18 protein-coding genes, 2 tRNA genes and 1 rRNA gene are annotated in these 18,767 nt (G+C 56.7%); 9 read left to right on the forward strand and 12 right to left on the reverse strand.

Translation table 11 applies throughout. The features are described from left to right. Positions 1 to 211: 211 nt before the first annotated feature. The 4 genes from AC3IUF_RS26880 to tyrS form a co-directional block, all read right to left on the reverse strand. Positions 212 to 287, reverse strand: a tRNA-Ala gene (locus tag AC3IUF_RS26880). 30 nt (positions 288 to 317) lie between these two features. Beyond that, a tRNA-Ile gene (locus AC3IUF_RS26885) sits at positions 318 to 394 on the reverse strand. A gap of 81 nt (positions 395 to 475) precedes the next feature. Further along, a 16S ribosomal RNA gene (locus AC3IUF_RS26890) occupies positions 476 to 2,012 on the reverse strand. Between the two features lie 496 nt (positions 2,013 to 2,508). Beyond that, positions 2,509 to 3,708: a tyrosine--tRNA ligase gene (gene tyrS / locus AC3IUF_RS26895; RefSeq protein WP_007918909.1), complete on the reverse strand. Its 1,200-nt coding sequence runs from the start codon at positions 3,706 to 3,708 to the stop codon at positions 2,509 to 2,511. 212 nt (positions 3,709 to 3,920) lie between these two features. On the opposite strand from tyrS, the gene AC3IUF_RS26900 reads away from it, so the two are divergent. Next, a complete protein-coding gene (locus AC3IUF_RS26900) occupies positions 3,921 to 5,339 on the forward strand; it encodes a peptidoglycan DD-metalloendopeptidase family protein (protein ID WP_489279746.1) in 1,419 nt (472 codons plus the stop codon). A 3-nt stretch (positions 5,340 to 5,342) separates the two neighbouring features. Continuing rightward, entirely contained in the window at positions 5,343 to 6,434 is a 1,092-nt protein-coding gene (locus AC3IUF_RS26905) for an anhydro-N-acetylmuramic acid kinase (RefSeq protein ID WP_489279747.1), read from the forward strand. A gap of 73 nt (positions 6,435 to 6,507) precedes the next feature. On the opposite strand, the gene erpA is transcribed toward AC3IUF_RS26905, so the two are convergent. Together erpA and argC are read right to left on the reverse strand one after the other, a co-directional pair. Continuing rightward, positions 6,508 to 6,858, reverse strand: coding sequence for an iron-sulfur cluster insertion protein ErpA (erpA, locus tag AC3IUF_RS26910; protein ID WP_007918905.1), 351 nt, complete (start codon positions 6,856 to 6,858; stop codon positions 6,508 to 6,510). A 168-nt stretch (positions 6,859 to 7,026) separates the two neighbouring features. Next, a complete protein-coding gene (argC, locus tag AC3IUF_RS26915) occupies positions 7,027 to 8,061 on the reverse strand; it encodes an N-acetyl-gamma-glutamyl-phosphate reductase (protein ID WP_007918900.1) in 1,035 nt (344 codons plus the stop codon). A gap of 133 nt (positions 8,062 to 8,194) precedes the next feature. Between argC and hemJ the strand changes: the two genes are divergently transcribed. The 6 genes from hemJ to coq7 all read left to right on the forward strand — a co-directional run bounded on the left by hemJ (position 8,195) and on the right by coq7 (position 12,772). Beyond that, positions 8,195 to 8,623, forward strand: coding sequence for a protoporphyrinogen oxidase HemJ (gene hemJ, locus AC3IUF_RS26920; protein WP_007918898.1), 429 nt, complete (start codon positions 8,195 to 8,197; stop codon positions 8,621 to 8,623). A gap of 33 nt (positions 8,624 to 8,656) precedes the next feature. Next, a complete protein-coding gene (locus tag AC3IUF_RS26925) occupies positions 8,657 to 9,625 on the forward strand; it encodes an NAD(P)H-dependent flavin oxidoreductase (RefSeq protein ID WP_414915547.1) in 969 nt (322 codons plus the stop codon). 78 nt (positions 9,626 to 9,703) lie between these two features. After that, positions 9,704 to 10,654 carry a DUF805 domain-containing protein gene (locus tag AC3IUF_RS26930; RefSeq protein WP_007918894.1) on the forward strand — a complete coding sequence of 317 codons (951 nt, stop codon included), beginning with the start codon at positions 9,704 to 9,706 and terminating at the stop codon, positions 10,652 to 10,654. Between the two features lie 61 nt (positions 10,655 to 10,715). Beyond that, positions 10,716 to 11,504 carry an SDR family NAD(P)-dependent oxidoreductase gene (locus tag AC3IUF_RS26935; RefSeq protein WP_095112697.1) on the forward strand — a complete coding sequence of 263 codons (789 nt, stop codon included), beginning with the start codon at positions 10,716 to 10,718 and terminating at the stop codon, positions 11,502 to 11,504. A gap of 81 nt (positions 11,505 to 11,585) precedes the next feature. Beyond that, positions 11,586 to 11,924 (forward strand): histidine triad nucleotide-binding protein, encoded by a 339-nt coding sequence (locus AC3IUF_RS26940; RefSeq protein ID WP_003228789.1) that lies wholly within the window; start codon positions 11,586 to 11,588, stop codon positions 11,922 to 11,924. Positions 11,925 to 12,124: 200 nt separating this feature from the next. Beyond that, complete coding sequence (coq7, locus tag AC3IUF_RS26945; RefSeq protein WP_007918889.1) at positions 12,125 to 12,772, forward strand: 2-polyprenyl-3-methyl-6-methoxy-1,4-benzoquinone monooxygenase; 648 nt, start codon at positions 12,125 to 12,127, stop codon at positions 12,770 to 12,772. 110 nt (positions 12,773 to 12,882) lie between these two features. On the opposite strand, the gene speD is transcribed toward coq7, so the two are convergent. Both speD and AC3IUF_RS26955 read right to left on the reverse strand, forming a co-directional pair. Further along, positions 12,883 to 13,677, reverse strand: coding sequence for an adenosylmethionine decarboxylase (gene speD / locus AC3IUF_RS26950; protein ID WP_007918883.1), 795 nt, complete (start codon positions 13,675 to 13,677; stop codon positions 12,883 to 12,885). Positions 13,678 to 13,914: 237 nt separating this feature from the next. Next, positions 13,915 to 14,337 carry an OsmC family protein gene (locus tag AC3IUF_RS26955; protein ID WP_003228794.1) on the reverse strand — a complete coding sequence of 141 codons (423 nt, stop codon included), beginning with the start codon at positions 14,335 to 14,337 and terminating at the stop codon, positions 13,915 to 13,917. A gap of 236 nt (positions 14,338 to 14,573) precedes the next feature. Here AC3IUF_RS26955 and crp point away from each other — a divergent pair, with 236 nt between their 5' ends. Then, a complete protein-coding gene (gene crp, locus AC3IUF_RS26960; RefSeq protein ID WP_007918881.1) occupies positions 14,574 to 15,218 on the forward strand; it encodes a cAMP-activated global transcriptional regulator CRP in 645 nt (214 codons plus the stop codon). A gap of 9 nt (positions 15,219 to 15,227) precedes the next feature. On the opposite strand, the gene AC3IUF_RS26965 is transcribed toward crp, so the two are convergent. The 4 genes from AC3IUF_RS26965 to AC3IUF_RS26980 all read right to left on the reverse strand — a co-directional run bounded on the left by AC3IUF_RS26965 (position 15,228) and on the right by AC3IUF_RS26980 (position 18,550). Next, positions 15,228 to 15,929, reverse strand: coding sequence for a lipoate--protein ligase family protein (locus AC3IUF_RS26965; protein ID WP_007918880.1), 702 nt, complete (start codon positions 15,927 to 15,929; stop codon positions 15,228 to 15,230). Between the two features lie 135 nt (positions 15,930 to 16,064). Beyond that, positions 16,065 to 16,901, reverse strand: a complete 837-nt coding sequence (gene trpC, locus AC3IUF_RS26970; RefSeq protein ID WP_489279751.1) for an indole-3-glycerol phosphate synthase TrpC — start codon at positions 16,899 to 16,901, stop codon at positions 16,065 to 16,067. Continuing rightward, positions 16,898 to 17,947, reverse strand: coding sequence for an anthranilate phosphoribosyltransferase (gene trpD / locus AC3IUF_RS26975; protein WP_007918805.1), 1,050 nt, complete (start codon positions 17,945 to 17,947; stop codon positions 16,898 to 16,900). Before trpD ends, trpC begins: the two co-directional genes overlap by 4 nt. A 9-nt stretch (positions 17,948 to 17,956) precedes the next feature. Further along, complete coding sequence (locus AC3IUF_RS26980) at positions 17,957 to 18,550, reverse strand: aminodeoxychorismate/anthranilate synthase component II (protein ID WP_489279753.1); 594 nt, start codon at positions 18,548 to 18,550, stop codon at positions 17,957 to 17,959. Between the last annotated feature and the right edge of the window lie 217 nt (positions 18,551 to 18,767).

Here is an 18,767-nt window from a genome sequence, read left to right on the forward strand (position 1 = left end):
GACATTCGCCGAAAATTCGAATTTCTCAATTAAGAGAACTCACAAATTTTACCTTAGCCTGATCCGTTACCAGTGAAAGTAACGTTCAGTCTATCTTTCTATCACATACCCAAATTTTTAAAGAACGAACTAGTCAAAGACTAGAAATCAACATTCATCATCACAGCGATGGAATGCTCATTTCTAAGCTTTCAAACTTCAGAAGCAGTAGTGGTGGAGCCAAACGGGATCGAACCGTTGACCTCCTGCGTGCAAGGCAGGCGCTCTCCCAGCTGAGCTATGGCCCCGTATTTCTACAGGCGTTTCCCACACAAAATTGGTGGGTCTGGGCAGATTCGAACTGCCGACCTCACCCTTATCAGGGGTGCGCTCTAACCAACTGAGCTACAGACCCAATTTCGGGCTGCTTCTTTCGTCTTCTTCAATGAATCAAGCAATTCGTGTGGGAACTTATGAAGCAGCTGATGTCGTCGATTAAGGAGGTGATCCAGCCGCAGGTTCCCCTACGGCTACCTTGTTACGACTTCACCCCAGTCATGAATCACACCGTGGTAACCGTCCTCCCGAAGGTTAGACTAGCTACTTCTGGTGCAACCCACTCCCATGGTGTGACGGGCGGTGTGTACAAGGCCCGGGAACGTATTCACCGTGACATTCTGATTCACGATTACTAGCGATTCCGACTTCACGCAGTCGAGTTGCAGACTGCGATCCGGACTACGATCGGTTTTATGGGATTAGCTCCACCTCGCGGCTTGGCAACCCTTTGTACCGACCATTGTAGCACGTGTGTAGCCCAGGCCGTAAGGGCCATGATGACTTGACGTCATCCCCACCTTCCTCCGGTTTGTCACCGGCAGTCTCCTTAGAGTGCCCACCATTACGTGCTGGTAACTAAGGACAAGGGTTGCGCTCGTTACGGGACTTAACCCAACATCTCACGACACGAGCTGACGACAGCCATGCAGCACCTGTCTCAATGTTCCCGAAGGCACCAATCCATCTCTGGAAAGTTCATTGGATGTCAAGGCCTGGTAAGGTTCTTCGCGTTGCTTCGAATTAAACCACATGCTCCACCGCTTGTGCGGGCCCCCGTCAATTCATTTGAGTTTTAACCTTGCGGCCGTACTCCCCAGGCGGTCAACTTAATGCGTTAGCTGCGCCACTAAGAGCTCAAGGCTCCCAACGGCTAGTTGACATCGTTTACGGCGTGGACTACCAGGGTATCTAATCCTGTTTGCTCCCCACGCTTTCGCACCTCAGTGTCAGTATCAGTCCAGGTGGTCGCCTTCGCCACTGGTGTTCCTTCCTATATCTACGCATTTCACCGCTACACAGGAAATTCCACCACCCTCTACCATACTCTAGCTCGACAGTTTTGAATGCAGTTCCCAGGTTGAGCCCGGGGATTTCACATCCAACTTAACGAACCACCTACGCGCGCTTTACGCCCAGTAATTCCGATTAACGCTTGCACCCTCTGTATTACCGCGGCTGCTGGCACAGAGTTAGCCGGTGCTTATTCTGTCGGTAACGTCAAAATTGCAGAGTATTAATCTACAACCCTTCCTCCCAACTTAAAGTGCTTTACAATCCGAAGACCTTCTTCACACACGCGGCATGGCTGGATCAGGCTTTCGCCCATTGTCCAATATTCCCCACTGCTGCCTCCCGTAGGAGTCTGGACCGTGTCTCAGTTCCAGTGTGACTGATCATCCTCTCAGACCAGTTACGGATCGTCGCCTTGGTGAGCCATTACCTCACCAACTAGCTAATCCGACCTAGGCTCATCTGATAGCGCAAGGCCCGAAGGTCCCCTGCTTTCTCCCGTAGGACGTATGCGGTATTAGCGTTCCTTTCGAAACGTTGTCCCCCACTACCAGGCAGATTCCTAGGCATTACTCACCCGTCCGCCGCTGAATCCAGGAGCAAGCTCCTCTCATCCGCTCGACTTGCATGTGTTAGGCCTGCCGCCAGCGTTCAATCTGAGCCATGATCAAACTCTTCAGTTCAAACATCTTTGGGTTTTTAAGAAACCCTAAACTTGGCTCAGCAATCGTTGGTTACATCTTTGATTTCTCGCGGAGTAACTTGTGATGCTGATAATCTTGTTGACTATCAGTCTGACTCCACAAGCACCCACACGAATTGCTTGATTCAGTTGTTAAAGAGCGGTTGGTTAAGATCTTTCGTCTCAACCGAGGCGCGCATTCTACAGCAGCCTCATTTGCTGTCAAGTGATTATTTTCAGAAGTTTTCGAAGAATTCTTCAACAACTTCAACCACTTGCGCCTCCGATCTCTCGTCAGCGGGAGGCGAATTCTACAGCGTTACACGCTGCTGTCAACACCTCTTTTTCAACTTCCTTTCGGCTTCGATGAACTGAAGCAACTCACTGCCGAAACCTACATAACTCATTGAATCTCAAGGAGTTTTCCGTTTCGACTGCGCCGGAAGTGGGGCGAATTATAGACATCTAAAATTCGCCGTCAACACTTATTTTCAGAATCACTCAGATTTCAGAGTGATGCGTGCAAATGCCTTCTTGCCTGCCTGGCAAACGTGGGTCGCACCCAGTACATATATAAAGGAGCGATCAACCACTTCACCATCAATGCGCACCCCACCAGACGCCAGCAGATCGCGCGCCGCCGCCGAGTTCTTCACCAGGCCTGCCTTATTAAGGACAGCCGCGATCGGCATATCTTCAGTAGAAGCCAGTTCGACCTCCGGCAGATCATCCGGCAACTCACCATCCTTCATACGGTTACCCGCCGCACGATGAGCGTTGGCCGCTGCCTCTTCACCATGGAAGCGCGCAACGATCTCTTCAGCCAGCTTGATTTTGACGTCGCGCGGATTGGCGCCCGCTTCTACATCGGCACGTAACGCATTGATCTCATCCATCGAGCGGAAGCTGAGCAGCTCGAAGTAACGCCACATCAACGCATCCGGAATCGAAACCAGCTTGCTGTACATGACGCCCGGCGCTTCCTGAATGCCGACGTAGTTGCCCAATGACTTGGACATCTTCTTCACGCCATCCAGCCCCTCAAGCAGCGGCATGGTCAGAATGCATTGAGCCTCTTGACCATAACCGCGCTGCAGCTCACGCCCCATCAGCAAGTTGAACTTCTGATCAGTGCCACCCAACTCCACATCCGCGCGCAGGGCCACCGAGTCGTAACCCTGAACCAGCGGATAGAGAAACTCGTGAATCGCGATTGGCTGGTTAGTCGTGTAGCGCTTGTCGAAGTCATCACGCTCAAGCATGCGCGCGACGGTGTACTGTGAAGTCAGACGAATGAAGTCCGCCGGCCCCATCTGATCCATCCAGGTGGAGTTGAATGCAACTTCAGTTTTCGCCGGATCAAGAATCTTGAACACCTGAGTCTTGTAGGTCTCGGCGTTTTCCAGAACCTGCTCACGAGTCAGCGGAGGACGAGTGGCGCTCTTGCCGCTCGGATCACCGATCATCCCGGTGAAGTCACCTATAAGGAAGATTACCTGATGCCCCAGCTCCTGGAACTGGCGCAGCTTATTAATAAGCACGGTATGACCCAGGTGCAGATCCGGAGCGGTCGGGTCAAAACCAGCCTTGATCCGCAGCGGCTGGCCGCGCTTGAGCTTCTCGATCAGCTCGGACTCGACCAACAGTTCTTCCGCACCACGTTTAATCAGCGCTAGCTGCTCTTCAACCGACTTCATAACAGACCCGCAAGGCTCAGATTCAAAGGGAACCAACCATACAAGATCGCGCACCAATTACAAGTTTTGCCCGGCGCACGGACACCAATCCACAGACGTGCTGTCTGTAGACTTGCTTCAGAGATGATTTGGTTATATTTTATACAGTTATTTCATCTTCATCATGTCATTCATCTTTTCCAATTCATCATTTTTCAAAGTCAAAATTACCTATGACCACAGAACCGTCTAAAGCGCCTCCGCTTTACCCGAAGACCCACCTGCTCGCCGCAAGTGGAATCGCCGCCCTTCTCAGCCTGGCTCTCCTGGTATTTCCTTCCAGTGATGTAGAAGCCAAAAAGACGACCCTGAGCCTTGAACTGGAAAGTCCTGCTGAACAGCTGACACAAGATCAAGACGCAGCTGATGCGACTCAAGCCACAAATGAGCCAGTAACTTCGCCGTTTGCTCAAATCGAAAACAGTAACGAAAACACCCCGCAAACCGCCGAAGCAGCACCTGCGCCAGCCGCCGAAAAGCCAAAGTCACTTGGCCACCGTGAAGTCATCGTTGCCAAGGGCGATACGCTGTCGACCCTGTTCGAAAAGGTCGGCCTGCCTGCCGCCTCCGTTCACGAAGTCCTGGCCAGCGACAAGCAAGCCAAACAATTCAGCCAGCTTAAACACGGCCAAAAACTCGAATTCGAATTGAACCCTGAAGGCCAGCTGACCAGCTTGCACAGCAAGGTCAGCGACGTCGAAACCATTACCCTGACCAAGAATGACAAGGGTTATGCCTTCAACCGGGTTACCGCAAAGCCAACCGTTCGTACCGCTTACGTGCACGGCGTCATCAATAGCTCACTCTCGCAATCCGCGGCCCGTGCCGGCCTCTCGCACAGCCTGACCATGGATATGGCCAGTGTCTTCGGCTACGACGTCGACTTCGCTCAGGACATCCGTCAGGGTGACGAATTCGACGTGATCTACGAGCAGAAAGTGGTCAACGGCAAAGCCGTCGGCACTGGCCCCATCCTGTCCGCACGCTTCACCAACCGCGGCAAGACTTACACCGCCGTGCGTTACACCAACAAGCAAGGCAACAGCAGCTACTACACCGCTGATGGCAACAGCATGCGCAAGGCGTTCATCCGTACGCCGGTGGACTTCGCCCGCATCAGCTCGAAGTTCTCCATGGGCCGCAAGCACCCGATCCTCAACAAGATCCGCGCCCACAAAGGTGTCGACTACGCAGCGCCACGCGGCACGCCGATCAAGGCTGCCGGCGACGGTAAAGTACTGCTGGCCGGCCGCCGTGGCGGTTACGGCAACACCGTGATCATTCAGCACGGCAACACTTACCGTACCCTCTACGGCCACATGCAAGGCTTCGCCAAAGGCGTGAAAACCGGCGGTACCGTCAAGCAGGGCCAAGTGATCGGTTACATCGGCACTACCGGCCTGTCCACCGGCCCGCACTTGCATTACGAATTCCAGGTCAATGGCGTTCACGTCGATCCACTGGGCCAGAAACTGCCAATGGCCGATCCGATCGCCAAAGCCGAACGCGCTCGCTTCCTCGCACAGAGCCAACCGCTCATGGCACGCATGGATCAAGAGAAGGCCACCATGCTGGCTTCGAGCAAGCGTTAAGTCATGGCCCTGTATATCGGCGTAATGTCCGGAACCAGCCTCGACGGTCTGGACATTGCCCTGATCGAACAGTCCTCGGCGATCAACTTGATCGCCACGCACTACGTTCCCATGCCTGAATCCCTGCGCGCCGAGCTGCTCGGCTTGTGCGCCAGCGGCCCTGACGAAATCGCCCGCTCGGCGATTGCCCAACAGAACTGGGTGACGCTCGCTGCGCAGGGCATTCACACCCTCCTCGCTCAGCAACAACTCAAACCCCAAGACATTCGAGCGATTGGCAGCCACGGCCAGACCATTCGCCACGAACCGGCGCGCGGCTTCACCGTGCAGATCGGCAACCCGGCCCTGCTGACCGAACTGACCGATATCACTGTCGTCAGCGACTTCCGCAGCCGCGATGTCGCAGCTGGCGGCCAAGGTGCTCCGTTGGTTCCTGCATTCCATGAAGCTTTGTTCGAAGAGCGTACCGGCAATCAGGCCGTCTTGAATGTCGGCGGTTTCAGCAATTTGAGTCTGATAGAGCCGACCAAGCCTGTAGCCGGTTTCGACTGCGGCCCTGGGAATGTGCTGATGGACGCCTGGATTCAGCAGCAGCGTGGTGAAAACTATGATCGTAATGGCGAATGGGCAAAAACCGGTACGGTAGAACCGATGTTGCTGGAAGCACTGCTCAGCGATCCGTTCTTTATTACCAAGGGCCCAAAAAGTACCGGCCGCGAAGTATTCAACCTGCCATGGCTGGAGCAACATCTGTCACGGCTCCCAGCCTTCGCTGCGGAAAACGTGCAGGCCACGTTGCTTGAGCTGACTGCGCTGACCATCGTCGAGTCGCTGCACAGCGCTCAATCCGACACCCAAGAGTTGTTGGTCTGCGGCGGCGGCGCACACAACAGCACACTGATGAAACGCTTGGCCGACCTGCTACCGAACACGACGGTAGCCAGCACCCAGACCCACGGCGTTGATCCGGACTGGGTAGAAGCGATGGCTTTCGCATGGCTGGCCCATTGCTGCCTCGAAGGGATCGCCGCCAACCGCCCAAGCGTCACCGGCGCACGCGGTCTGCGGATACTCGGCGCCATCTATCCAGCCTGATCAACTCGCACACAGCAAAACGCCGCAGAACCGTAAGGCTCTGCGGCGTTTTGTTGTCTGTAACGAAGAGCGATCAGATCGAGAACGAAGACCCGCAACCACAGGTTGTGGTGGCATTCGGGTTCTTGATCACGAAGCGCGAACCTTCCAGACCTTCCTGGTAATCCACTTCAGCACCGGCCAGGTACTGGAAGCTCATCGGATCAACCACCAGACTCACGCCTTCGCGCTCAACGATCGTGTCGTCATCGGCCACGTCTTCATCGAAGGTGAAACCATATTGAAACCCTGAACAACCGCCGCCCGTAACGAATACGCGCAGCTTCAAGCGATCATTCCCCTCTTCATCGACCAGGCTCTTCACCTTGTGCGCAGCACCTTGAGTGAATTGCAAAGCCGTGGGGGTGAAGGATTCGACGCTCATGCTGACTATCTCCCGGCGTTACGCCGCCATAATGCGTGATGACGCGCATTATCCGCTTGTCCTAGAAAATCGGTCAACTATTGTTACGGTATATCAATAAAGCCGACGAGCTGTTCACAATGCAAAAAGGCCCGCTTGACGGGCCTTTTCGCTGTGCGGCTTAAAGTGTTACGGCAGCATACCGGCGTGGGACAGGCCGAAACGCTCGTCCAGCCCGAACAGAATGTTCATGTTCTGCACCGCCTGACCCGACGCGCCTTTGACCAGGTTGTCGATCACCGACAGTACGACCACAAGATCGCCATCCTGCGGACGGTGAACGGCGATACGGCAAACGTTGGCACCACGCACGCTACGGGTTTCCGGATGGCTGCCGGCAGGCATTACATCGACGAACGGTTCGTTGGCATAACGCTTTTCGAACAGCGCCTGCAGATCCACCGAGCGATCAACCACGGTCGCGTAGAGCGTCGAGTGAATGCCACGGATCATCGGGGTCAGGTGCGGAACGAAGGTCAGACCAACGTCCTTACTCGCTGCGCGACGCAGACCTTGGCGAATTTCCGGCAAGTGACGGTGACCCTTTACCGCATAGGCCTTCATGCTTTCCGACGTCTCGGAGTACAACGAGCCTACAGCCGCACCACGACCGGCACCACTGACACCGGATTTGCAGTCGGCGATCAGACGCGAAGTATCGGCCAGTCCAGCTTCAAGCAGCGGCAGGAAACCCAGCTGCGTCGCGGTTGGATAGCAACCTGGCACAGCGATCAGGCGAGCTTTCTTGATCTGCTCGCGATTGACTTCCGGCAGGCCATAAACCGCCTCGTCCAGCAATTCAGGCGCGCCGTGCGGCTGGCCGTACCATTTGGCCCACTCTTCAGCGTCTTGCAGACGGAAGTCTGCCGACAGGTCGATGACCTTGGTGCCCGCCGCCAGCAATTCACCGGCCAATGCGTGAGCCACACCGTGCGGCGTGGCGAAGAACACCACGTCGCAAGCGCCGAGGGTCTTGATGTCCGGCACGCTGAAGGCCAGGCCGTCGTAGTGACCGCGCAGGTTCGGGTACATGTCAGCCACGGCCAGCCCGGCCTCGGATCGGGAAGTGATCACAACCACTTCTGCTTGCGGATGCTGCGCCAACAGACGCAGCAGTTCGACACCGGTGTACCCCGTGCCGCCGACAATACCGACCTTGACCATAACCTGCCCTCAAAGAACCCACTGGAAAGCCGTCGATAATAGGGGCCGCGCACGCCTGCGACAACCGTCAAGGTGACGTGCGGACGCTCAAGCCTCTACTATCCGGCTTACCGTGAATTAGGAATAACTAAAAATGCTCTATCTGTGGGTAAAAGCGTTTCACATTGTCAGCGTCGTTTGCTGGTTTGCCGGGCTGTTCTACTTGCCGCGTCTGTTCGTGTATCACGCGCAAAGCGAAGACACGATCAGCAAAGAGCGCTTCAGTGTCATGGAGCGCAAGCTGTATCGCGGCATCATGGGCCCGGCGATGATCGCCACGCTGATCTTCGGCGGCTGGCTGATCTATCTGAACCCGAGCCTCTTCAGCATGGGCGGCTGGATTCACGCCAAGCTGACCCTTGTCGTCTTGCTGATCGGCTACCACCACATGTGCGGCGCGCAGGTAAAACGTTTTGCCCGTGGCGAGAACACCCGCAGCCATGTCTTTTATCGCTGGTTCAATGAAGTACCGGTTCTGATATTGCTGGCTATCGTAATTCTGGTCGTGGTCAAGCCGTTCTAACTTCAACAACTACAGATCTTTGGGGTATCCATAATGTCGCTGCCCGCTTTGCTCGAACAACGTCTGCGTCTGCCCGTGGTGGCCGCGCCGATGTTTCTGATTTCCAACCCGGAACTGGTACTCGCCTGCTGCCGTAATGGCGTCGTTGGCAGCTTCCCGGCGCTGAACCAGCGTGAAAGTAGCGGGTTCAAGGCCTGGCTGGAACAGATCGAAGCGGGACTGGCGACACTGGAGAATCCGGCCCCCTATGCAGTGAACCTTATCGTGCACAACAGCAACCCGCGCTTGCAGGCGGACCTGAATATCTGCGTCGAACATAAAGTGCCGATCGTCATCACCAGCCTCGGCGCGGTAAAGGAATTGGTCGATGCGGTACACAGCTACGGCGGTCTGGTCTTCCATGACGTCACCACTCGCCGGCATGCAGAGAAAGCGGCCGAGGCCGGTGTCGACGGCTTGATCGCCGTTGCTGCGGGCGCCGGGGGCCATGCCGGGACCTGGAGCCCATTCGCGCTGATCGCGGAGATCCGCCAGTTCTTCGATAAAACCCTGTTGCTTGCAGGATGTCTTAACCACGGTCATGAGATTCTCGCCGCGCAACTGCTCGGCGCGGATTTGGCCTACTTCGGTACGCGATTTATCGGCACCACCGAAAGTCATGCGCCTGACGCCTACAAGGAGATGCTGCTGACAGCCAAGGCTGCAGACATCATCCATACTCCAGCGGTGTCGGGGGTACCGGCGAGTTTTATGCGCCAGAGTCTGGAGGCGGCCGGCTTCGATATGGCGGCTCTGCAAGGTAAAGGCGAAGTGAATTTTGGTGACAAGCTCAAGCCGATCAGTGATGAAGCCAAAGCCTGGAAAACCGTGTGGTCTGCCGGTCAAGGCGTAGGGCAGATCGATGATCTGCCGAGCGTGGATGATTTGATCGCACGACTGGATGCCGAGTATCGCCAGGCACAGGAACGCGCGGCACAATTGCCGAAACGCTGGCCACGCTAAGAAAAACCAGGCCGGCCCCAATGGACTGGCCTTACACTGCTGACCTTTCAATTCATTCGCGACAAGGATGCCTCGGCCATGAGCGAACCCCGTTACAAGATCGTGTTCGACGGTGCTCTACAGCCCGGTGTCGATATCACCACTGCCAAACTCAATCTGGCGGATCTGTTCAAAAGCGATGTGACCGCGATTGAGCGCCTTTTTAACGGCAGCGTCGTCGCACTCAAGCGCGAACTCTCCCACAGTGATGCTCAAACGTACCTGCAGGCACTGAACAAAACCGGGATTGCTGCGCGAATCGAAACGGAAACAGCCATTGAGCTGAATCTGGCCGATGTCCATGAGCAGGCTCAGGTTGTTGCCGAACCTGACTCGCCTTACGCGGCACCTCGCGCCAACGTCGGTGAAAATCTGCCGGAGTTCGCCACGCTCAAGCCGTTCAGCGTCGAAGGGCGGATCGGACGCCTGCGTTTTCTGGCCTGGACAATGGTGCTGAGTCTGGTGACATTGCCCATTGTCGGCGTGTTCGCCCTGTTGGCTCTGGGGCTGGTCAGCGGTGATTCCACTACCGGCCTGATCATCGGCGGGATCTTCGCGTTTTTCCTGTTTATCGCTTTCCTGATTGTCAGCATTCTGTTCAGCGTTCAGCGTCTGCACGATATCGGCTGGTCGGGCTGGCTCTGGCTATTGAACCTTGTACCCTTTGTGGGCAGCTTCTTCCCGCTGGTGATCATGGTCGTACCGGGCAACACCGGCGCCAATCGCTATGGCCCTCCCCCTCCGGCAAACAGTACCGCAGTAAAAGTGCTGTGCTCCCTGTGGATTGTGTTCTTCGCGCTGATTTTTGCAGGTGGAATGCTGGGCGGGATCTCGGCGATCCAGCAGGAATACGAAAGCAATCTGGAAAGCAGCTACGAAAGTGGCTCGGTGACCACCGATGAAGTCGAAGTAGAAGTCGAATCACCCGTGGATTCCGCCGACGAAGCAGCCGAAGCGGCGCAGGCCCCTGTAGACTCTGCGAAAGAATGAACAGCGCTCCCCGCCGTGACACCCGCGTCGCTGGCGCGGAGCTGTTGCGATGGAGAATTGCATGACCCGTTACGCACTGATCACCGGCGCTTCCAGCGGCATTGGCTTGGCCATGGCCGAAGCGCTGGCCCGGCGCGGCCGCAGCCTGATTCTGGTGGCCCGACAGCGTGATCAGCTGGAAAGCATTGCGTTCGAATTGACCCAGCGTTTTGGCGTCGAGGTGCTGTTCCGCGCCTGCGATCTGGGCGAGCCGCTGCGCTTGTCCGGTTTCTTGCTGGAGCTGGAAGAAGGCGACCGGCAGATCGACTTGCTGGTGAACTGTGCAGGCATTGGCACCTGCGGCCCGTTTCTCGCGCAGGACTGGATGACCGAGCAGGACCTGATCGAAGTGAACATCCTCGCCCTCACCCGCCTGTGCCACGCGATCGGCAACAGCATGGCGCTGCAGGGTGGCGGGCAGATTCTCAACGTTGCTTCGGTGGCCGCGTTCAATCCCGGCCCGTGGATGAGCACTTATTACGCCAGCAAAGCCTATGTTCTGCACTTCTCCGAAGCCTTGCGAGTAGAACTCAAGCAAAGTGCTGTGAAGGTTTCGGTGCTTTGCCCCGGCCCGACGCGCACGGCATTTTTCCGCACGGCACAACTCAACAGCGACAAAATCAAAGACAGCAAATTGCTGATGAGCCCGGAGGAAGTTGCGCTGTACACCGTGCGCGCCCTCGACAAGAACCGGGCGATCATCATCCCGGGGCGCCGCAACCGCTGGTTCGCCTTTTTGCCGCGACTCGGTTCGCGCTGGCTCAATCGCACCATTGTCGGCATGGTCAACAAGGCTTACTGCCCGCGCTGAATTGCCCTACAGGTAAAACACTGGGCGGGATAAGCCACCCTGCGTACACTCAGACCAGCCCAAACAACGGAGAAAACAGCAGTGGATACTCTGTTCACCAAGATCATCAACCGGGAGATCCCGGCCAAGATCATTTACGAAGACGACCAGGTTCTGGCGTTTCACGACATCGCCCCTCAGGCACCGGTGCATTTCCTGGTGATCCCGAAGAAACCGGTGCGCACCCTCAATGACCTGACCGAAGACGACAAGGCACTGGCCGGGCATATTCTGTTCACTGCACAGCGTCTGGCGCTGGAGCTGGGTTGCGAAGAAGGTTTCCGCGTGGTGATGAACTGCAACGAGAAGGGTGGCCAGACGGTCTACCACATTCATATGCACGTCCTCGGTCAGCGTCAGATGAACTGGCCACCGGGCTAATATCCAGCAAACCTGTGTAGGAGCTGCCGAAGGCTGCGATCTTTTGATCTTCGAGTATCAAAAACAAGATCAAAAGATCGCAGCCTTCGGCGGCTCCTACATAAAGCAAAAAGCACATCCAGTGTGACTGATGACCCAGCGCAAACCTTCCCCGGCTGATTCGGTTAAACTGGTCGCCGAGATTCTTCCCGGAGGTCAGCATGACTACCCAACGTCACTACTCGCCGATTGACCGTCTTCTGCTGCAAGCCGATGCCGCGATGCGTACCCTGCTGCCCTTCAGCGGCCAGCCGTACCGTCCGTCGCCAGCCATTCTGCAGCCGGATACGCAAATGAGCGACGAAGACACCCGCCACGTCGCCGGTCTGATGCGCATCAACCATACCGGTGAAGTCTGCGCCCAGGCGCTGTATCAGGGGCAGGCGCTGACCGCCAAGCTACCGCAGGTGCGCGCAGCCATGGAGCACGCGGCCGAAGAAGAGATTGATCACCTGGTGTGGTGCGAACAGCGCATTCATCAGTTGGGCAGCCATACCAGCGTTTTGAATCCACTGTTTTACGGTATGTCGTTCGGTATTGGCGCGGTAGCCGGGTTGATCAGCGACAAGGTCAGCCTCGGGTTTGTCGCGGCGACCGAGCATCAGGTGTGCAAACATCTGAATGAACATCTGGAACAACTGCCGGCCGAGGACGAGAAATCCCGGGCGATTCTCGAGCAGATGCGCATTGATGAAGAACATCATGCCGAAAGTGCTTTGGAGGCTGGTGGGTTCCGTTTTCCGGCACCGGTGAAATTCGGGATGAGTATTCTGGCCAAGGTGATGACCAAGAGTACTTATCGGATCTGAGAACGGTATTGCTGCAGAGGGCAACTTCGCGAGCAGGCTCGCTCCCACAGGGGTTCGTGCCAGGAATGAAAAAGGCGACCGAAAGGTCGCCTTTTTTGTGCCCGGGAATCTTAGGTCGGCATGTTGCGCGCGTAGAAGATTTCGAGCATTTCGTGTTTCACCCGGTCGGTCACCTGAGCGCGTTGCTCCGCAGACAGGTTGCTGGTGGCGTCGCCAAACAGGTAGTTATCCAGTTCGAAGTTCTTCAGCAGCATTTTGGTGTGGAACAGGTTTTCCTGGTACACGTTCACGTCGGTCATCTGGTACGCGTCGCGAGTGTCTTCGGACAAGTAGTTCTGGATCGAATTGATCTCGTGGTCGATGAAGTGCTTGTTGCCTTCAACGTCACGGGTGAAGCCGCGCACACGGTAATCCACAGTCACGATGTCCGAATCGAACTGGTGAATGAGGAAATTGAGCGCTTTCAGCGGTGAAATGACACCACAAGTCGACACATCGATGTCCACACGGAAAGTTGCAATACCGTCGTCCGGATGGATTTCCGGGTAGGTGTGCACCGTGATATGACTCTTGTCGAGGTGGGCCAGGATAATTTCGGGCAACGGGCCCGGCGATTCTTCGATCTGGCTTTCAGTCGGGGTTACCGGCTCTTCAGAAATCAGAATCGTGACGCTGGCGCCCTGAGGTTCATAGTCCTGACTGGCAATATTCAGGATGTTGGCACCAATGATCTCGACAACTTCTGTGAGAATCTGCGTCAGGCGTTTCGCGTTGTACTCTTGATTGATGTACTCAACGTAAGCCTGCTGGTCTTGCGGGGTTTCCGCGTAGCAGATGTCATAGATGTTGAAGCTCAAGGTCTTTGTCAGGTTATTGAACCCGTGGAGCTTGAGTTTGCTTTTCACCGTTAAAAACTCTCTATGTATGCGGCCCGGCCGCGTGATCAAGCATGCCCGTCAAGTGCGAACAACGCACCTGCGTAGGACGGTTAACACCTCTTCGCGATGGCGATTTTGGTTATCTGTTCAGGCGGCTGATCCGTCGGCTGACCGATCACTGCCCTGAAAAAAGTGGCGCATTATGCAGACGTCAGCGAGGGATCGCCAGAGTCTGCACTGCTTTTATGATAGTTGAATGTCGGTTCAACCGAGTTCGACGATTTCGTAATCGTGAGTGATTGCCACGCCAGCGGCGCCGAGCATGATCGAGGCCGAGCAATACTTCTCGGCGGACAGTTCGATCGCGCGTTTGACCTGGGCTTCTTTCAGACCACGACCCTTGACCACGAAATGCATGTGGATCTTGGTGAACACCTTCGGATCTTCGGTCGCGCGCTCTGCTTCGAGAAAGGCTTCGCAGCTTTCAACAGCCTGGCGGGACTTCTTCAGAATGCTGACCACGTCGAAGTTACTGCAACCGCCCACGCCCAGCAGGAGCATTTCCATCGGGCGAACACCCAGATTACGACCACCGGCGTCCGGCGGACCGTCCATCACCACGACATGACCGCTACCGGATTCGCCGAGGAACATGGCTTCGCCAGCCCATTGGATGCGTGCCTTCATCGCCCAGACTCCACTGTAAAAAAAGGGTCGCCAGCTTAGCACAGGGCTTTGCCCGGACAGCGAGCCACGTTCCTAGGACAGATGCTTCTGCCCTGTAGGTAATTTCTCGAATTTGCGACGAAGTGTCTGTTAAGCTGGCGCCAATTCGCTGGCGCCCATGCCGGCTGTGTAGCGACCGCCTTCAGCGCCTCATAAAAAAATCAAACATCACCGTGCAGTCTTTTCGGGATACAACCATGGTTGCTATTACCCCCACACCCAAAATCAAGAACCTCGACAAGCTGTTGATGCATTGTCAGCGCCGTCGCCATGCGGCCAAAAGCAATATCATCTGTGCGGGCGATCGCTCGGACACGCTGTACTTCATCATCAAGGGCTCGGTGACAATCCTGATCGAGGATGACGACGGCCGCGAGATGATCATCGCTTACCTTAATGCCGGGGATTTCTTTGGCGAATTGGGCCTGTTCGAGCAGGCGGGACAGGAACAGGAACGCAGCGCCTGGGTGCGGGCCAAGGTTGAATGCGAAACTGCAGAAATCAGCTACGCCAAGTTCCGCGAATTGTCGCAGCAAGACCCGGACATTCTTTACGTGCTTAGCGGACAAATCGCACAACGCCTGCGCAACACCACGCGCAAGGTTGGCGACTTGGCGTTCTTCGACGTGACCGGTCGTGTAGCCCGCTGCCTATTGGAGTTGTGCAAGCAGCCGGACGCGATGACGCACCCGGACGGCATGCAGATCAAGGTGACCCGTCAGGAAATCGGCCGGATTGTCGGTTGTTCGCGGGAGATGGTCGGTCGCGTGCTCAAGGATCTTGAGGAACGCAACCTGGTCGATGTGAAAGGCAAGACCATGGTGGTCTACGGTACGCGGTAAGCCCGAATATCAGGCGCTGTAGATCTGCGCCAGCATCAGACGAAACAACTCATCGAGACGCGCCAAGGCCTGTGGCGCGTTGAATTTCTCATGCAGGGCAATGTGGCTTTCAGCCCGCACCCGTTGCTCCAGGCCGCATGCTTCGTTGAAGCGATTGACCGCCGCAACCATCGACTCGCGCTCGTTATCCATCAGCATCGCACCGTGTACCAGACCGACCGGACGCTGTCCGCCCTGGCTTTGGCGCCAGCGCTGGGCCGTGCCGACCATTTTGCGGCCATCGAGGTTGACGTTGAAGCGACCGTCGCAGAATGCGCCATCGATTTCGCCCAATGATGATGCGCCACCCAACTCGTCGAGCAACTGGCAGATCGGATCGCAGAGACGGTGGTAGCCGGTTTCGATGCGGTTCAGATCGCCTTCGCTGCGCGGTGGCGCATAGACGAGTGCGATATTGATTGTGGCGGCCGATTGCGGAACGGGCTCGCCGCCAGTTTCGCGCAAGAGCACCGGCCAGCCAGCGGCGGCAGAGACTTCGCAGGCACGGTCGAAACCGGGAAGACGATTGAGGCGGCGCGGCATGACCAGGGCGCGATCGCTGGGTTGCCAGAAAAGCAGGCCGAACTCTGAGTCGCCGGCGCAGACCGAGGCCAGCAAATCCTGTTCGGCTTGCAGGCCGGCTTCGATGGTCAGGGGGGTTGGCAGCGACATGGAAGGCTCCGGCAGATCTGGAATCTTTGGGGATTTCTAGTACCTCATCGCGAGCAGGCTCACTCCTACAATTGGAACGCGTTCCCCTGTAGGAGTGAGCCTGCTCGCGATGGCGTCGACTCGGTCTGGAGCGAATCAATCGAGGGTCGAACCGCTGATGGAAGTGCCACGCTCCGGGAAGAACAGTCGCTGCAGTTCAGTGCCCGGATTTTCCGCGCGCATGAACGCTTCACCGACGAGGAACGAATAGACGTCGCTGATTTCCATCAATTCGACATCGGCGCGATTGAGAATACCGCTCTCGGTAATGACCAGACGATCGCGCGGAATGCGCGGCAGCAGGTCGAGGGTGGTTTCCAGGCTGACGTCGAAGGTGTGCAGATTGCGGTTGTTGACCCCGACCAGTGGTGTGTCGAGGGTTTTCAACGCGCGCTCCAACTCATCGCCATCGTGTACTTCGACCAGCACATCGAGACCGACGCTTTTGGCGACGGCGGCCAGCTCGGCCATTTTCACGTCATCCAGTGCGGAGACGATCAACAGCACACAGTCGGCGCCCAGCGCACGGGCTTCAACGATCTGGTAAGGATCAATCATGAAGTCCTTGCGGATCACCGGCAGGCTGCACGCGGTACGAGCCTGTTGCAGGTACGCATCGGCGCCCTGGAAGTAATCGATATCGGTCAGTACGGAAAGACAGGTCGCCCCACCCTTCTCGTAGCTTTTGGCGATGTCGGCCGGAACGAAGTTCTCGCGAATCACGCCTTTGCTCGGCGAGGCCTTTTTGATTTCGGCAATCACCGCAGGCTGCTTCTTCTTCGCCTGCGCCAGCAATGCCTGGGCGAAACCACGGGGTGCATCGGCCGCCTTGGCCAGACTTTCCAGCTCGCTCAGGCTGACGCGAGCGCTACGCTCGGCGACTTCCTGGACTTTACGCGCCAGAATGTTTTCCAGAACCGTCGGTACACTCATCCCTCATTCTCCACTCTGAATACCGCGGTAAAGGCACCCAGCTCCTCAAGTTTTTCCCGAGCGAGACCGGTGTGCAAGGCGTCGTGCGCAAGCTCGACGCCCTGTTTCAAACTACTCGCCACGTCGGCGGCGTACAGCGCGGCACCGGCGTTGAGCACAATCATTTCGGCGGCTTTCTGACCGTTTTCGGTCTTGCGCTTGCCGAGAGCATCGCGGATCAGTGCCAGCGAAGCCTCCGGGCCTTCGACCGACAGACCGTGCAGGCTCTGGCTCTTCATGCCGAGATCTTCTGGCTCGACCCAATACTCGGTGATTTCGTTGTTCTTCAGTTCCGCCACAAAGGTTGGTGCGGCGAGACTGAACTCGTCCAGGCCGTCCTTCGAATGCACCACCAGCACATGCTTGCTGCCCAAGCGTTGCAAGACTTCGGCCAATGGCCGGCACAGTGCCTGGGTGAACACGCCCACCACCTGATGCTTCACACCGGCCGGATTCGTAAGCGGGCCGAGCATGTTGAACAGCGTACGCAGGCCGAGATCGCGGCGCGGGCCGGCGGCGTACTTCATGGCTTTGTGATGGGTCTGGGCGAACATGAAACCGATACCGACGTTGTCGATGCAACGCGCTACCTGAACCGGCGTCAGGTTCAGATAGATGCCGGCAGCTTCGAGCAAGTCGGCGCTGCCGCTCTTGCCCGAGACTGCGCGGTTGCCGTGCTTGGCGACAGTGCAACCGGCAGCGGCAACAACAAACGAAGAAGCCGTCGACACGTTGAAGATATTGGCACCGTCACCGCCGGTACCGACCACATCGACCACGCCGTCGAGGGTCTTCAGTTCAACCTGATCGGCCAGCTCACGCATCACCGACACCGCGCCGACGATCTCGTCGATGCTCTCGCTCTTCATGCGCATGGCCATCATGAACGCGCCGATCTGCGCGTCAGTGCATTGGCCGGTCATGATTTCGCGCATCACATCGCGCATCTCATCGGTGCTGAGGTCGAGGTGATCGACGATACGGCTCAGGGCTGTCTTGATATTCATGGGAAGTCCTTAGCGCGTGCCGCCGGTTTGTTTGAGGAAGTTGGCAAACAGTTCATGACCCTGCTCGGTCAGGATCGACTCGGGGTGGAACTGTACGCCCTCAATGTTCAGGGTCTTGTGACGCAGGCCCATGATTTCTTCGACCGAACCGTCATCGTGCTGGGTCCATGCGGTCAGTTCCAGGCAATCGGGCAACGTGTCGTGCTTGACGATCAGCGAGTGGTAACGGGTGACCGTCAGCGGATGGTTCAGGCCAGCGAAAACGCCCTTGTCCTCGTGGAATACCGGACTAGTCTTACCGTGCATTACCTGACGCGCGCGCACTACATCGCCGCCAAAAGCCTGGCCGATGGACTGGTGACCCAGGCAGACGCCGAGGATTGGCAGTTTGCCGGCAAAGTGCTTGATGGCTTCGATGGAGATACCGGCCTCGGTCGGCGTGCACGGGCCTGGGGACACCACGATGCGCTCAGGCTTGAGTGCTTCGATTTCGGCGACGGTCAATTCGTCGTTGCGCACGACTTTGACGTCGGCACCCAATTCGCCAAGGTATTGCACAACGTTGTAAGTAAAGGAGTCGTAGTTGTCGATCATCAGCAACATGGCGTTTCGAACCTCTTGAATTCTGATTTGAAAACAGCCTTCAGATCACTTGCCCGCAGGGCGCTGCACGATGTCGGACGCAGATAGACGCGTCGGCACAGCGGCATTTCAAACAGGCAAGGAAGGCAAAGCGATACAGATCCGGCGGGGCCGGCAGAAAAGATTCAGGCGCGCCAACGCCAGCGGGCGTGTGCCTTGATGACTTGATCCAGAAGTT

The sequence above is a fragment of the Pseudomonas sp. KH_040 genome, from assembly GCF_057839305.1.

Excerpts from the sequence above, each read along its gene's own strand:
- crp (WP_007918881.1), top strand. The coding sequence starts at position 14,574 with ATGGTTGCTATTACCCCCACACCCAAAATCAAGAACCTCGACAAGCTG.
- AC3IUF_RS26965 (WP_007918880.1), bottom strand. The coding sequence starts at position 15,929 with ATGTCGCTGCCAACCCCCCTGACCATCGAAGCCGGCCTGCAAGCCGAA.
- argC (WP_007918900.1), bottom strand. The coding sequence starts at position 8,061 with ATGGTCAAGGTCGGTATTGTCGGCGGCACGGGGTACACCGGTGTCGAA.
- AC3IUF_RS26900 (WP_489279746.1), top strand. The coding sequence starts at position 3,921 with ATGACCACAGAACCGTCTAAAGCGCCTCCGCTTTACCCGAAGACCCAC.
- tyrS (WP_007918909.1), bottom strand. The coding sequence starts at position 3,708 with ATGAAGTCGGTTGAAGAGCAGCTAGCGCTGATTAAACGTGGTGCGGAA.
- hemJ (WP_007918898.1), top strand. The coding sequence starts at position 8,195 with ATGCTCTATCTGTGGGTAAAAGCGTTTCACATTGTCAGCGTCGTTTGC.
- erpA (WP_007918905.1), bottom strand. The coding sequence starts at position 6,858 with ATGAGCGTCGAATCCTTCACCCCCACGGCTTTGCAATTCACTCAAGGT.
- AC3IUF_RS26905 (WP_489279747.1), top strand. The coding sequence starts at position 5,343 with ATGGCCCTGTATATCGGCGTAATGTCCGGAACCAGCCTCGACGGTCTG.
- trpD (WP_007918805.1), bottom strand. The coding sequence starts at position 17,947 with ATGAATATCAAGACAGCCCTGAGCCGTATCGTCGATCACCTCGACCTC.
- AC3IUF_RS26930 (WP_007918894.1), top strand. The coding sequence starts at position 9,704 with ATGAGCGAACCCCGTTACAAGATCGTGTTCGACGGTGCTCTACAGCCC.
- trpC (WP_489279751.1), bottom strand. The coding sequence starts at position 16,901 with ATGAGTGTACCGACGGTTCTGGAAAACATTCTGGCGCGTAAAGTCCAG.
- AC3IUF_RS26935 (WP_095112697.1), top strand. The coding sequence starts at position 10,716 with ATGACCCGTTACGCACTGATCACCGGCGCTTCCAGCGGCATTGGCTTG.
- AC3IUF_RS26925 (WP_414915547.1), top strand. The coding sequence starts at position 8,657 with ATGTCGCTGCCCGCTTTGCTCGAACAACGTCTGCGTCTGCCCGTGGTG.
- AC3IUF_RS26955 (WP_003228794.1), bottom strand. The coding sequence starts at position 14,337 with ATGAAGGCACGCATCCAATGGGCTGGCGAAGCCATGTTCCTCGGCGAA.
- coq7 (WP_007918889.1), top strand. The coding sequence starts at position 12,125 with ATGACTACCCAACGTCACTACTCGCCGATTGACCGTCTTCTGCTGCAA.
- AC3IUF_RS26980 (WP_489279753.1), bottom strand. The coding sequence starts at position 18,550 with ATGTTGCTGATGATCGACAACTACGACTCCTTTACTTACAACGTTGTG.